The organism is Pseudonocardia sp. ICBG162 (assembly GCF_020496225.1).
GTDB classification, from domain to species: Bacteria; Actinomycetota; Actinomycetes; order Mycobacteriales; family Pseudonocardiaceae; genus Pseudonocardia; species Pseudonocardia alni.
The window spans coordinates 100,898-114,617 of record NZ_JAHLJD010000019.1 but is presented as its reverse complement, the minus strand read 5'-3'; the positions used below and the strand labels follow the sequence as shown (position 1 = coordinate 114,617).

Below are 13,720 nucleotides of genomic sequence, written 5' to 3'. Positions count from 1 at the left end.
CGTCCGGGGGCCGTGACCGGCCGAGACTTCCCGGCATGGTCATCTCGACGGACAACCCGCCCAGGTCACGCGACGGATCCGGGCTCGCCGGGGCGATCCGGCGCCGCCCGCTGCCGAGCTTCTTCCTGCTCGCCAACCTCATGAGCTGGACGGCGTGGACGCCCTACGTGCTCTCCCGCAACGGGCTCGGCGTCTGGGACTTCCGGTTCCCCGACGTCCTGGGGACCGGCCAGATCCTCGGCGTGCTGCCCGGCGCCTACCTGGGCCCCATCGCGTCGGCGTTCCTGGTGACGGCGGTCGCCGACGGGCGGCCCGGGCTGCGACGCTGGGTCGGGCGGATGTGGCGCTGGCGGGTCCGGTGGCACTGGTACGCGCTCACCCTGCTCGGGGTGCCCGCCGCGATGCTGGTGACCGGATTCGTCTTCTCCGGCGGCCGGATCGTCGCGCCGTCGCTGCTCGTGGTCGCCGTCTACGTTCCCGCCCTGCTCCTCCAGATGGTCACCACCGGGCTCGCGGAGGAGCCGGGCTGGCGCGACTTCGCCCTGCCCCGCCTGCAGCGCCGGTTCGGCCCGCTGGCCGGGACGATGGTGCTCGGCCCGCTGTGGGCGCTGTGGCACATGCCGCTGTTCCTGACCGACTGGGGCGGCGGGTCCGGCGCGGACTGGACCCGGCCCGCGGCCTTCGTGCTGTTCTGCCTGGCCTTCAACATCGTCATGACCTGGGTGTTCAACCGCACCGGGGAGAGCCTGCCGATGGCGATGCTGCTGCACGTCGGCGTCAACAACTTCGCGTCGGTCGTGTGGTCGGAGATGTTCCCGGCACTGGACGTGAACCGGTCGATGCAGGCGATGGCCGCGGGCAGCGTCGTCGTGGCGGTCGTGGTCCTGGCCGGCACCCGGGGCCGCCTGGGCTACGACCACCGGCGCACCCGGTAGCGGCGCGCGGGGCCCTCCCGTCATCAGAACTGGGGACCTCGGCGGAGTTCGCGATGGATCATCAGAATCGATGATCCGACACATCGCGTAGCAGACGACTAGGCCGTTCGGTCCAGTGATGTGCGGCCGAAAAGATCACTGGCGGCGGGGTTTTCCCTGCTCACCGCACCTCTCGATCACGACGCGGTCACGGCGGGTCCCCGGCGGCCGGCGCGGACGGCCCAGTCCGGCCGCCACGCGTCGTAACGGGGTGTCGGGAAGCGTCGATGCACGCTCCACACGGGAACGATCACGCCCCCAGGGGGCCGGCGGGACAGCGCGCCGAGCCCTCGGTCCGGCGTGCCCACCGCACGTTCCCGACCGAGATCTGGGAGGTACGCCGGTGACCGCGAGCGTCGCGTCCGGCACCCCGCAGAACCGGGCGCCCGCCGTGGGGGCCCGGTCGCTGCACGACTTCAGCCGCATCTCCGGCGAGGTCACCGAGCCGCCGCTGGCCGGGGAAACGTACCGGGTGCGGTACCGCAACCTGCACGACGGGCAGGGCCGCCGCTGGGCGGGCACCCTGGCCATCATCGGCGCGAACGTCGCGTTCGAGGTGCTGTTCGTGGTCTGGCTGCTGCAGCCCTCCCACCACCCCGACGTCGACGAGCGCTGGTGGATCCAGGCCGCGAACGTCTTCGTCATCGGCTCCATCGCGCTGGTCGAGACGATGCGCCTGGTCAACGTGTTCTCGCTGTCGCTGGCCTCGGTGCTGGCCCGCGACCCGGTCCCGGTCCGGCCGGACCCGGAGCTGCGGGTCGCGTTCCTGACCACCATCGTCCCCGGCTCGGAGCCGATCGAGATGGTCCGCGCGACGCTGGAGGCCGCGCGGCGGATCCGGCATGCCGGCACCTTCGACGTCTGGCTGCTCGACGAGGGCGACGACCGCGAGGTCCGGCGGATGTGCGCCGAGATCGGTGTCCGGCACTTCTCCCGCAAGGGCGTCGCCGCCTACAACGAGCCGTCGGGCTTCTTCAAGGCCCGCACCAAGCACGGCAACTACAACGCCTGGGTGCACGCCGAGGGCCACCGCTACGACGTGTTCCTGTCCGTCGACCCCGACCACGTGCCGCTGGCGAACTACGCCGAGCGGATGCTGGGCTACTTCCGGGACCCCGACGTCGCGTTCGTCGTCGGACCGCAGTGCTACGCCAACTGCGACAACTTCGTCACCACCGCCGCGGAGTCCCAGCAGTTCCCGTTCCACTCGCTGATCCAGCGGGCCGCGAACGCCTACGGCATCCCGATGCTCGTCGGCACCAACAACGCCGTGCGGATCTCCGCGCTGCTGGCCGTCGGCGGCCTGCACGACTCGATCACCGAGGACATGGCGACCGGGCTGGCGCTGCACGCCCGGCGCAACCCGTGGACCGGGCAGCGCTGGCGCTCGGTGTACACACCGGACGTCGTCGCGGTGGGGGAGGGGCCGTCGTCCTGGACGGACTTCTTCTCCCAGCAGCTGCGCTGGTCGCGCGGCACCTTCGTGATCCTGCAGGGCATCTTCGTGAAGCGGCTGCGCCGGCTGTCCCCGCCGCGGGCGCTGCACTACCTGCTGATCACCGCGTTCTACCCGTCGATGGCGATCGGCTGGATCCTCGGCGCCGTCAACGCCTCGCTCTACCTGGCGTTCGGGGTGTCGGGCATCGTCGTCCCGCCCGCGCTGTGGCTGGCGCTCTACGTCGACGCGACCGCGTTCCAGCTGTGGGTCTACATCCGCAACCGCCGCTACAACGTCAGCCCCTACGAGCACGAGAACTCGACCGGGCTGACGGGGATGGCGATGTCGGTGCTCTCGGCGCCGATCTACGCGTCCTCGCTGGTCGCGACGGTGCTGCGGCGCCCGGCGACGTTCGTCGTCACCCCGAAGGCGGAGGCGGCGAGCCCGGACCGGGTCGTCACCTTCGCCCGGCACCTGCGCTGGTCGGCGTTCCTGGCGGCGGCGATCGCGGCGTCGTTCGCGTTCGGCTACGCCAACCTCGACGTCCTCATGTGGCCGGCGCTCGCGCTGGTCGTCTCCCTGGTCCCGATGACGATCTGGCTGGGCGGCCTGCTGCGCACCCGCGGCCGGATCGCGTCCGCGGCCGAGCTCGTCGAGCTCGTGCCCGCACTCCCCGAACCCCGTGACGAGAAGATCGGAGCCGTGGCGTGAGGCGCCTGCTCTCCCGGGCGGCGCGCGCCGTCCTCGGCCGCCGTCGGCTGATCGCGATGATCGGCGTGCCCACCGTGCTGCTGGCGGTCAACGCCCCGCCCGCGTTCGCCTGGATCTCCGAGGTGCGCCACGAGGCGTGGCTGCACAGCGCCGAGTACACCGCCGCGAACGGCCGCTGGGACGTCGTCGAGCTGCCCGCGGACGTCCGGATCAACGCCATCCACGCCGCGATGCTGCCGACCGGCAAGGTCCTGCTCGTCGCGGGCTCGGGCAACGACCAGAAGCAGTTCGACGCCGGCACCTTCCGCACGCTGGTCTACGACCCGGCCACCGGCGACGCGACGGAGATCGACACCCCGTCGGACCTGTTCTGCGGCGGCCACACCTTCCTGCCCGACGGCAAGCTCCTCGTCGCCGGCGGCACCCAGCGCTACGAGGTCCTCGACGGCTTCGTGACCCACGCCGCCGGCGCGATGCGGATCCGCAACGAGAACCCCGACCGCGAGCTGCACCTCGAGAAGGGCACCGTGTTCCGCAACCCCGACGGACGCGAGTACGCCCTCACCAGCCCGGCCCACGTCATGGCCGCGACCAAGACCGGCGAGGGCGACGGGACCGTCGTCACCGCGAGCGAGACCATCGGCTTCGTCGAGTCCACCGAGGAGGGAGCCGCCGGGGTCACCGAGCAGCCCGCCCAGTACGCGATCCCGGGCCTGGCCCCCGAGGACACCGCGAACGTCTACGGCATGGGCGACAGGATGACCCTGGACAAGCAGGACTTCCAGGGCATCGCCGACTCCTACGAGTTCGACCCGTTCGCCGAGAAGTACGTGCGCGTCGGGGACATGACCCAGAAGCGCTGGTACCCCACCCTCACCGGGCTGCCCGACGGCCAGGTGCTCGCGATCTCCGGCCTCGACGGCACCGGGCAGATCCTGCCCGGCCAGAACGAGGTCTACGACCCGGCGACGAAGCGCTGGACCGACCGGCCGGACCTGTTCCGTTACTTCCCGACCTACCCGGCGATCTTCCAGACGCAGCAGGAGGGACGGCTGTTCTACTCCGGTTCCAACGCCGGCTACGGCCCGGCCGACGCCGGGCGCACCCCCGGGTTCTGGAACCTGGCCGACAACTCGTTCGCCCCCGTCCCGGGGCTGCGCGCGCCGGAGCTGATGGAGACCTCCGGGTCGTCCTGGGCCGGGCCGGTCCAGGACCAGCGGATGGTCGTCGTCGGGGGCGGCGGGGTCGGGGAGTCCCCGGTGTCCTCGGCGCGGATCGACACGATCGACCTGCGCGCCCCCGCGCCCGCGTTCACCCCGGGACCGGACCTGCGCACCCCCACCCGCTACCCGAGCGTCGTGCAGCTGCCCACCGACGACCTGCTGATCACCGGCGGCTCCGCGGACTACCGCGGCAAGGGCGCGAGCGACATCCTGCAGGCCAACCTGTACCACCCGGGCACGAACACGCTCTCGGCCGTCGCCGACCCCGCGGTGGGGCGCGACTACCACGCCGAGGCGCTGTTGCTGCCCAACGGCCAGGTGCTCACCGCGGGCGGAAACTCCCTGTTCAAGAACGTGGACAACACCAAGCCCGCCCCGTTCGAGCAGCGGCTGGAGATCTACACCCCGCCGTACCTGTTCCACGGGCCGCAGCCGGTGATCGCGAAGGCCCCGGGCGAGGCCACGCTCGGCAGCACCATGACCGTGACCAGCCCGGACGCGGCCCGGGTCGCGCAGGCCCGGCTGATCCGGCCCAGCGCGGTCACCCACGCGACCGATGTCGACCAGCGCTCGGTGCGCCTCGACATCGCCCGCAACCCGGACGGCTTGCTCGGCCTGGCCGTGCCCGCCGAGCCGACCCTGGTGCCGCCCGGCTGGTACATGCTCTTCCTGGTCGACGACGCCGGGGTGCCGTCCGTGGCGTCATGGGTCCACGTCAGGTGACACACTCCAGCATCGTGCGCTCGCTGCTGGCAGTCTCCTCCGGTGCCCTGGCCGCCGCCCTGGTGCTCGTCTCGTGCGGGGCGGGCGCGCCCACCGCGCCCGGCCCGGGCGCACCGGCGTCCGCCCCGCCGAGCGCGACGGGGCTGTTCGTGGACCCGCGCAGCGCCGCCGCCGACCAGGTCGTCCGGTGGCGCGACGAGGGCCGCGACGCCGACGCCGACCAGATCGAGAAGATCGCGTCGCAGCCGTTCCCGCACTGGGTGAGCGGCGACGTCGCCGCGGCCCAGGCCGACACGAAGGACTACGTCGACCGGGCCACCGCGGCGGGCGCCCGGCCGCTGCTGGTCGCCTACAACATCCCGCACCGCGACTGCGGCAGCTTCTCCGGCGGCGGCGCCCCGGACGGCGGCTACTACCGGAACTGGGTCACCGAGATCGTCCGCGGGCTGGGCGGCACGACGGCCACGGTCGTCCTGGAGCCCGACGCGGTGCCGCACGAGCTGTCCGGCTGCGTCGACGGCGACCTGCGCGACGAGCGCTACCAGCTGCTGTCCGAGGCGGTCGCGGCGTTCAAGGACGCGGGCGCCCGGGTCTACGTCGACGCGGGCAACCCCGGCTTCATCAGCGACGTCGACGCCCTCGCCGGGGCGCTGGAGCGCTCCGGGGTCCGCGCCGCCGACGGGTTCGCCCTCAACGTCGCCAACTTCTACCCGACCCCGCAGGTCGTCGCCTTCGGCCGGCAGCTCTCCGACCGCCTCGGCGGCGCGCACTTCGTCGTCGACACCAGCCGCAACGGGCAGGGCGTCGCCGACGAGGCGTCGCTGGGCGGGGTGCCCGCGTTCTGCAACCCGCCCGGTCGCGGGCTCGGGGCGAACCCGACCACCGAGACCGGCGACGACCGCGTCGACGCGCTGCTGTGGGTCAAGCGCCCCGGCGAGTCCGACGGGGCCTGCCGTCCGGGGGAGCCCGCCGCCGGGCAGTGGTACCCCGACTACGCCCTCGGGCTCGCGCAGCGCCAGGCGGGCTGACCCGCCCGGCGCGGCCGCTCAGTGCCGGCCGCGCCGGACCAGCTCCCGCGCCGTGCGCATGACGATCTGGGCGTCGAGCCAGAGCGACCAGTTCGCGATGTAGTAGTTGTCGTGCCGGACGCGGTCGGCGATCGAGGTGTCACCGCGCAGCCCGGAGATCTGGGCGAGCCCGGTGAGCCCGACCGGGACGCGGTGGCGGGCGGTGTAGCGCTCGTGCTCGGCGGAGAACCGCTCGACGAACGACGGCCGCTCCGGGCGCGGCCCGACCAGGCTCATGTCGCCGCGCAGGATGTTCCACAGCTGGGGCAGCTCGTCGAGCGAGGTGCGGCGGATGAGCCTGCCGACCGGGCCGACCCGGGCGTCGCCCGCGATGGACCACTGTGTCTGCTGCTCGCGCTCGTCGACCGGGCGCATGCTGCGGAACTTCAGGACGGTGAAGGGCCGGTTGTCCAGGCCGATGCGTTCCTGGCGGAAGATCACCGGCCGCCCGCTCTCGACGAGCACGGCGACGGCGACCGCGAGCAGCAGCGGTGAGGCCAGGGCCAGCGCCAGGGCGGACACCACAATGTCGCCGAGGCGCTTGAGCCGCCAGGACAGCCGGTTCCTCGGGTCCGCGGGCAGCCGCAGCAGCGGGATGCTGCGCAGCCGTTCGACGCCGGAGTGGTCGTGCACCAGCTCCGAGAGCCACGGGAGCAGCAGGACGCCGAGCCCGTCGCGGCGGGCCTCGATCGCCGCGTCGAGGACGGCGGTGTCGTCGACGGTGTGGCAGGCGAACACGACGACGCGCACCCGGTGCCGGGCCGCGGCGTCCCGGATCCGGGCGGACAGCGCCTCCCGCTCGCGCTCCACCACGAGGTCGAGGTCCTCGGACAGGACGTGGCCGAGCGGGCGCAGGCCGTACTCGGGGTGGGCGCGCATGGTCTCGTCGAGCTCCACCGCCCGCGACCCGGTGCCGACGATCAGCGTGGGCTCGCCGACGGCCCACCGGACCCGCAGCAGCCGGGCGGCGAACAGCACCGCGGCGCGCAGGGTCAGGGCGACCAGGGTGGCCAGCAGCACGACCTCGACCGGCCCGGCGACGTCGATGCGGGTGTCCAGGTTCTGCTGCAGGGCCATCGCCCCGGCCAGCACGAGCCCCATCGTCACGACGAGGGCGGCCAGCTCGCGGGGCAGGTCGTCGAACCAGGACAGACGGAGCCGGGAGCGGTGCAGGCGCGCCGCCGAGCGCACCGCGAGCAGCAGCACGGAGGCGGCGACGACGCCGCGGCGCCCGGTCGGCGCGACCACGAGCACGGCGGTCCCGACGGCGACGACGTCGGTCAGCACCAGCGCCGTCCGGACGAGGCTGACCCGGGCGGCCAGCCTGCGCACCGGCGCCGGGGCGGAGGAGGTGTCGGCCCGGGCGGGCGGCCCGGCCGGGCCGGGGCCGTGGCCCGCGACCGGCCGCCGGAGCAGGGGCCGGTGGTGGGTACGGGGCGTGGCGCGCGCGGGTCGACGGGCCTGCGCCGGTCCGGCGCTCACGGCCGGCCGGCCGCGCGGAAGGTGTTCTGCGACAAGAAGATCCACACCGCGTGGCGCGCGCTCCTACGACGGAGCGTAGCCGCGGATGGTGCCAACGTTGTCACGACGAGTAACCACCAATCGCAGGGACGAACCGAGACGTGCGTACGGCCGTAGCCCGTTCGGAGGCATCACCTGAGAACTCGCCGTACACGTGGCAGGGTCGTCGAACACGCTACGTGCGTTACAGCGGCGAATGCGGGATCCCAGTCACTCCTTTGCCCCGCTTGCGTTCTCAATAACAACGCGTAGCGTCACAAGGAGGCGTGCGGTCTCGTCGGGGATCGTGCAGTCGATCGACGACGGAGAGTGATCGATCAGCTCGACCCGCTGGTGGTGACGACCACGGTGCTCACCGTCGCCATCACCGCGGCGAGGACGGCGGCGTCGTACCGGGCCTTCAGCACCGGGTCGTCGGCCAGTCCCTTCGCGACGGCGCGGGCCCGCTTCCCCCCGGCCCGGCGCTGGGCGGTGTCCACGTCCGACAGGGCCGCCCGGACCTGGCTGGTGCTGTGCAGCAGCGCGACGAGCAGGGCGTCGTGGGCGCTCGGCGTCGTGCCGTGCACCAGGACCGAGCGCAGCCGCTCGCGCAGCGCGCGCTCGGGACCGGGGTCGGCCTCGGGCAGGCGGACGGTGCGGAACAGTCCGAGCACCTTCCCCTCCTCCCGGGACAGCACGCCGTCGGCGACGAGCCGCTGCGCGACGAGCTCGGCCGGCTTCGTGTGCTTCCACGGCAGCGTGCTCGTCCAGTGCGACACCGACCGGGGCTTCGGGTCCTCGGCGATCGTCGCGAGCACGGCGTCCAGGGCGGGGTGACCCGGCGCGACGCCGGCCGGGTGGACCGTCGTCCGGTCGTCCACGGTCACGGCGCCCCGTTCGATGAGGTCGCAGAGCAGTGCGCCGTGCAGCGACCCCGGATCGAACATGCCCCGCGTCCTGCCGGACTCGTCGTCCAGACCGATGAGCAGCAGTTCCTCGGCGAGCAGCAGATCCACCATGCGGCTCGACGCTAGCGACCGGACGGGTGATGCGCCTCCTGCGCGAGGAGGAGGTCGTGCTCCGTCCGTGTACAGAGCGGAGCCGGGCACACACCGACAGTTGGCGAGACTGCCCCCGGTTCCACGCGTCTCCTTACGGTGATCATCGATCGGCGCGCGATCGAGACTCCCCGTCCCCGTCACAGAACGGTCCTTTCCGCATGCCCTTCTCCGTCCGCCGTCGCCTGGCCCTGCTCGCGCTGGCCGCACTCACCGCCGTCGCTCCCGCCCTGGTCGGAGCCGGTACCGCGGCCGCCGCCCCGGCCGCGCCGAACCCCACCGCCACCACCGCGGCCGAGCGCTACGGCTGGGGCAGGCCGACCACCGGCTCCGACGAGTTCTCCTACACCGGCGCCCCCGACCCGGCGCGGTGGACGAGGGCCGGCGAGTGCTGGCCCGGCCACGCCGGGAACGGCCGTCGCTGCGCCTCGCGGTCCACGGTGGACGGGTCGAAGCTGGTGATGACCGGCCTCGCGAACGGCGACACCGGCTGGCTCGCGAGCCGCGCCGAACGCCGCTACGGCCGCTGGGAGGCCCGCGTCCGGTCCTTCGCCACCGGCCCGGCGTCGGGCAACCGCGCCTACCACCCGCTGCTCATCGTGTGGCCGACCTCGAACCGCTGGCCGCAGGACGGCGAGTACGACTTCCTGGAGAACGGGAGGCCGGGCGCGCCCTGCGCGGAGAGTTTCACCCACTACCCGCACAACGCCCGGGTTGCGGTGCAGCAGCAGTTCGCCCGCGAGACGAACTGCGGCGCCCCGCTGTCGCAGTGGCACACCATCGCCCTCGAGTGGACCCCGTCGGTCGTCCGCGGCTTCGTCGACGGCCGGGAGTGGTTCCGCTTCTCGGGCGGTGCCAACGGGGTGCGCCGGAACATCCAGGACATGCCGCGCGGCCACCTGACCATCCAGCTCGACAACTTCTTCGGGTCCCGGATGCAGCCCGCGCGCTACGAGGTCGACTGGGTGCGGATCTACGACCTGAACTGATCCGCGACGGCCATGACGTACTCGCCGTAGCCCGAGCCCGCCTGCCGCGCCCCGAGGGCGTGGCAGGCGGCGGCGTCGATGAAGCCCATCCGCAGGGCGACCTCCTCGATGCAGGCGATGCGGACGCCTTGGCGGTTCTCCAGGACGCGGACGTACTGGCCCGCCTCCATCAGCGACTCGTGGGTGCCGGTGTCGAGCCAGGCGAAGCCGCGTCCGAGGTCCTGCAGGCGGGCGCGGCCCTGCTCCAGGTAGGCGCGGTTGACGTCGGTGATCTCGAGCTCGCCGCGGGCCGACGGGGTGATGCGCGCGGCGATGTCGACGACGCGGTCGTCGTAGAAGTAGAGGCCGGTGATGGCGCGGTCCGAGCGGGGGTGCTCGGGCTTCTCCTCGATCGAGAGCAGGGTGCCGTCGGGGGCGGCCTCGCCGACGCCGTAGCGCCGCGGGTCGCGCACCGGGTAGCCGAACAGCACGCAGCCCGCGTCGCCGGAGGCGACCTCGGCGGCGCGGCGGCGCAGCAGGTCGCCGAACCCGGCGCCGTGGAAGATGTTGTCGCCCAGCACGAGCGCCGACGGCCCGCCGCGGACGTGGTCGGCGCCGATGACGAACGCCTCGGCCAGGCCGTTGGGGTGCTCCTGGGCGGCGTAGGTGATCTGCAGGCCGAGCCGGCCGCCGTCGCCGAGCAGGCGCTGGAACCCGGGCAGGTCGTGCGGGGTGGAGATGAGCAGGATCTCCCGGATCCCGGCCAGCATCAGCGTGGTCAGCGGGTGGTAGATCATCGGCTTGTCGTAGACCGGCAGCAGCTGCTTGGACACCGCCGCGGTCAGCGGGAACAGCCGGCTCCCGGTGCCGCCCGCCAGCACGATGCCCTTCACCGCGGGACCCCCGCCGTGCCCAGGTGGGCGTCCAGCCCGTCGCGCCAGGCGGGCATCGCGACCCCGGCCCGGGTCGCGCGCGACAGGTCGAGCACCGAGTTCGCCGGTCGGCGCGCCAGGTGCGGCCTGTCCGCGGCGTACTCGGCGGTCGACACCGGGCGGACGTCGCCGGGGTCGCGGCCGCAGCGGGCGAACACCTCCCGGGCCAGTCCGTGCCAGCTGACCGGCTCGCCGTCGCCGGTCACGTGGAAGGTGCCGTGCCGCCCGGACGCGGCCAGCACCAGCAGCGCCGCGGCTAGGTCGGGGGCGAACGTCGGCCGCCCCACCTGGTCGTCGACGACGGCGGGACAGATCCCGTCGCGGGCCAGCCGCGCCATGGTGGCGACGAAGTTGCCGCCGTCGCCGACGACCCAGCTGGTCCGCACGATCACGTGCCGCTCCGGAAGCGCCGCCCGCACCGCCAGCTCCCCGGCGGCCTTCGACGCGCCGTACACCCCGAGCGGGGACGGTGGGGCGTCCTCGGGCACCGGGCCGGGCGCGGTGCCGTCGAAGACGTACTCGGTGGAGACGTGGACCAGCAGGGCACCGTGCTCCCGGGCCGCCGCGGCCAGGTGCGCGGGGCCGGCCGCGTTCGCCCGCCACGCCGCGCCCGGTTCGGTCTCCGCCCGGTCGACGGCGGTGTAGGCGGCCGCGTTGACCAGCACGTCGACGCCGGTGAAGTCGTACGCGGCGACGGCGTCGGCGTCGCCGATGTCCAGCGCCGCACGGTCGAGTGCCACCGCGCCGGGCAGTGCGGCGACCAGCGCCCGCCCGAGCTGCCCGTTCGCCCCCAGCACGCACGCGCGCACGCGCCCACCTCCCGATCGTCGGGGCCGACTCTGACACGCTGGCGGGGCCGGACAGTGAGCGGGGAGGGCACGTGCGCATCGTGGTGACCGGCGGGGCCGGGTTCATCGGGTCCTGTTTCGTGCGGGAGGTGCTGGGCGGGGAGCACCCCGAGCTGGCCGGGGCCGGGGTGACCGTGCTCGACGCGTTCACCTACGCCGGCCGGATCGAGAACCTCGCGCTCGTCGCCGACGACCCGCGGCTGACGGTCGAGCGCGGGGACATCCGTGACCCCCGGCGCGTCGCCGAGGTGCTCGACGGCGGTGCCGACCTGCTCGTGCACTTCGCCGCCGAGACCCACGTGGACCGCTCCATCACCGGCGCGGCGGACTTCGTGACGACCAACGTCGTCGGCACCCAGGTCCTGCTGCAGGCCGCGCTGGACGCGGGCGTCGGCCGGTTCGTGCACGTCTCCACCGACGAGGTGTACGGCTCGATCGCGTCGGGCTCGTGGCCCGAGACCCACCCGCTGGAGCCGAACTCGCCCTACAGCGCGGCGAAGGCGGGCAGTGACCTGCTGGCGCGCAGCTACCACCGCACCCACGGCCTGGACGTGGTGGTCACCCGCTGCTCGAACAACTACGGGCCGTACCAGTTCCCGGAGAAGGTGGTCCCGCTGTTCACCACCCGGCTCCTCGACGGCGGCACCGTCCCGCTCTACGGCGACGGCCTCAACGTCCGCGACTGGCTGCACGTCTCCGACCACTGCCGCGGGATCACCCTGGCCGCCACGACGGGCCGCGCCGGGGAGGTCTACAACATCGGCGGCGGCACGGAGCTGACCAACCTGGACCTGACCCGCGCGCTGCTCGCCGCCGTCGGCGTGGGGGAGGACCGCATCGAGCGGGTCGCCGACCGCAAGGGGCACGATCGCCGCTACTCCGTGGACTGGTCGAAGATCCGCGACGAGCTCGGCTACGCCCCCCGGGTGCCGTTCGACGAGGGCCTGGCCGCCACCGTGGCCTGGTACCGCGACCACCGGAGCTGGTGGGCGTGAAGGCGACCCCGCTGTCGATCGAGGGCGCCTGGCTGTTCGAGCCGACCACCTTCGCCGACCACCGCGGCTCGTTCACCGCGCCCTTCCAGGGCCCGGCGTTCCGCGACGCGATCGGGTTCGACCTGACCGTCGCCCAGACCAACCAGTCGGTGTCGGCGCGCGGGGTCGTGCGCGGCGTGCACTACGCGGACGTGCCGCCCGGCCAGGCCAAGTACCTCTACGTGGCCGCCGGCGCCGTCCGCGACGTCGTGGTGGACCTGCGGGTCGGGTCGCCGACGTTCGGGCGGGCCGAGGCCGTCGACCTCGACGCCGCCTCGATGCGGGCGGTCTACCTGTCCGAGGGGCTCGGGCACGCCTTCCAGGCGCTCGCCGACACCACCGTCGTCGGGTACCTGTGCTCGACGTCCTACACCCCGGCGGCCGAGCACGGGATCAGCCCGCTGGACCCGGCCCTCGCGCTGCCCTGGGCCGAGGGGGTCGAGCCGGTGCTGTCCGACAAGGACCGCGCCGCGCCCACCCTGGACGAGGCCCTCGCCGCGGGAGCCCTGCCGACCTGGGAGAGCTGCCGCGCCCGCCTGGCGGAGCTGCGCGGGTAGCGGCTCAGTTCCCGGCCCAGCCGGACCGCACCGCGAAGTAGGCCCGGACGAACGGGTCCCGCGCCGCCCCTTCCGCGACGAGCGCCGCGCGGTGCTGCGCGACCCCGCGCGTCTCCGCGTCGATCTCCGGCGGCAGCACGTCACCGGCGAGGTCGGTGAGCCCCAGCAGCGCGAGCAGCAGGCCGTCGTGCCCGCCCGGCGCCGTCTCGGTGACCAGCAGCGACGCCAGCCGGGTCCGCAGCGCCCGGGCCGGCTCCGGGTCCTGCTCGGTCAGCAGCACCCGGCGGAACAGCCCGAACCGGCGGTACTCCTGCGCGGCGAGGACCCCGTCGGAGACCAGCTGCCCCACGGCGCCGCCCGCCGAGCCCGCCGGGGTCCGCGCGAGGTGCGCCGCGGTGGCGGCGACGGCGTGCGAGCCGGTGTCGGTGCCGTCCCGGGTGACCGCGGCCAGCGCCGCGGCCAGCGCGGGGTGGTCGGGCTCCCCGCCCGACGGCGTCACGGTGTCGCCGCCGTCGGGGCCGTCCCCGCCGTCGAGGTGCAGCGCGCCGGCGTCGACCAGGTCGCGCACCAGCGCGACGGGCAGGACCCGCCCGTCGAACCGGTCACCGATCCGGCCGGTCGAGCGGTCGAGCCCCAGCAGGAGCAGTTCCTCGGCCAGCAGCAGGGTCCGCACGGCCGAGGACGTTA

12 protein-coding genes are annotated in these 13,720 nt (G+C 73.9%); 7 read left to right on the top strand and 5 right to left on the bottom strand.

Annotation, left to right across the window (positions count from 1 at the left end; genetic code table 11):
* The first annotated feature begins 35 nt into the window (after positions 1 to 35).
* From KPL60_RS19025 to KPL60_RS19010, 4 genes are all read left to right on the top strand, one after another.
* Complete coding sequence (locus KPL60_RS19025) at positions 36 to 935, top strand: type II CAAX endopeptidase family protein (protein ID WP_226366683.1); 900 nt, start codon at positions 36 to 38, stop codon at positions 933 to 935.
* A gap of 382 nt (positions 936 to 1,317) precedes the next feature.
* Complete coding sequence (locus tag KPL60_RS19020) at positions 1,318 to 3,123, top strand: glycosyltransferase family 2 protein (RefSeq protein WP_226366682.1); 1,806 nt, start codon at positions 1,318 to 1,320, stop codon at positions 3,121 to 3,123.
* Positions 3,120 to 5,069, top strand: a complete 1,950-nt coding sequence (locus KPL60_RS19015; protein ID WP_226366681.1) for a kelch motif-containing protein — start codon at positions 3,120 to 3,122, stop codon at positions 5,067 to 5,069. The genes KPL60_RS19020 and KPL60_RS19015 overlap by 4 nt, the downstream gene beginning before the upstream one ends.
* 14 nt (positions 5,070 to 5,083) lie before the next feature.
* Positions 5,084 to 6,097 (top strand): glycoside hydrolase family 6 protein, encoded by a 1,014-nt coding sequence (locus tag KPL60_RS19010; RefSeq protein WP_226366680.1) that lies wholly within the window; start codon positions 5,084 to 5,086, stop codon positions 6,095 to 6,097.
* A gap of 18 nt (positions 6,098 to 6,115) precedes the next feature.
* On the opposite strand, the gene KPL60_RS19005 is transcribed toward KPL60_RS19010, so the two are convergent.
* Both KPL60_RS19005 and KPL60_RS19000 read right to left on the bottom strand, forming a co-directional pair.
* Positions 6,116 to 7,618, bottom strand: a complete 1,503-nt coding sequence (locus KPL60_RS19005) for an exopolysaccharide biosynthesis polyprenyl glycosylphosphotransferase (protein ID WP_226366679.1) — start codon at positions 7,616 to 7,618, stop codon at positions 6,116 to 6,118.
* A 356-nt stretch (positions 7,619 to 7,974) separates the two neighbouring features.
* On the bottom strand, positions 7,975 to 8,655 hold the full coding sequence (locus KPL60_RS19000; RefSeq protein WP_226366678.1) for a GPP34 family phosphoprotein: 681 nt from the start codon (positions 8,653 to 8,655) through the stop codon (positions 7,975 to 7,977).
* A 200-nt stretch (positions 8,656 to 8,855) separates the two neighbouring features.
* Here KPL60_RS19000 and KPL60_RS18995 point away from each other — a divergent pair, with 200 nt between their 5' ends.
* Positions 8,856 to 9,683, top strand: a complete 828-nt coding sequence (locus KPL60_RS18995; RefSeq protein ID WP_226366677.1) for a glycoside hydrolase family 16 protein — start codon at positions 8,856 to 8,858, stop codon at positions 9,681 to 9,683.
* Here the strand turns inward: KPL60_RS18995 and rfbA are convergent.
* Both rfbA and rfbD read right to left on the bottom strand, forming a co-directional pair.
* The gene (rfbA, locus tag KPL60_RS18990) at positions 9,668 to 10,555 is read right to left on the bottom strand and encodes a glucose-1-phosphate thymidylyltransferase RfbA (protein WP_226366676.1); all 888 of its coding nucleotides are present in this window, start codon (positions 10,553 to 10,555) and stop codon (positions 9,668 to 9,670) included. The genes KPL60_RS18995 and rfbA overlap by 16 nt on opposite strands.
* Positions 10,552 to 11,403, bottom strand: coding sequence for a dTDP-4-dehydrorhamnose reductase (rfbD, locus tag KPL60_RS18985; RefSeq protein ID WP_226366675.1), 852 nt, complete (start codon positions 11,401 to 11,403; stop codon positions 10,552 to 10,554). Before rfbD ends, rfbA begins: the two co-directional genes overlap by 4 nt.
* Before the next feature lie 71 nt (positions 11,404 to 11,474).
* Here rfbD and rfbB point away from each other — a divergent pair, with 71 nt between their 5' ends.
* The gene (gene rfbB / locus KPL60_RS18980; RefSeq protein WP_226366674.1) at positions 11,475 to 12,437 is read left to right on the top strand and encodes a dTDP-glucose 4,6-dehydratase; all 963 of its coding nucleotides are present in this window, start codon (positions 11,475 to 11,477) and stop codon (positions 12,435 to 12,437) included.
* A complete protein-coding gene (locus KPL60_RS18975) occupies positions 12,434 to 13,033 on the top strand; it encodes a dTDP-4-dehydrorhamnose 3,5-epimerase family protein (protein ID WP_226366673.1) in 600 nt (199 codons plus the stop codon). The genes rfbB and KPL60_RS18975 overlap by 4 nt, the downstream gene beginning before the upstream one ends.
* Positions 13,034 to 13,037: 4 nt before the next feature.
* Here the strand turns inward: KPL60_RS18975 and KPL60_RS18970 are convergent, their stop codons facing one another.
* Complete coding sequence (locus tag KPL60_RS18970) at positions 13,038 to 13,706, bottom strand: GPP34 family phosphoprotein (protein ID WP_226366672.1); 669 nt, start codon at positions 13,704 to 13,706, stop codon at positions 13,038 to 13,040.
* Between the last annotated feature and the right edge of the window lie 14 nt (positions 13,707 to 13,720).

Bases quoted from the DNA above. Each gene is read 5' to 3' on its own strand.
- KPL60_RS19025 (WP_226366683.1), top strand. From the start codon at position 36: ATGGTCATCTCGACGGACAACCCGCCCAGGTCACGCGACGGATCCGGG.
- KPL60_RS18995 (WP_226366677.1), top strand. From the start codon at position 8,856: ATGCCCTTCTCCGTCCGCCGTCGCCTGGCCCTGCTCGCGCTGGCCGCA.
- KPL60_RS19000 (WP_226366678.1), bottom strand. From the start codon at position 8,655: ATGGTGGATCTGCTGCTCGCCGAGGAACTGCTGCTCATCGGTCTGGAC.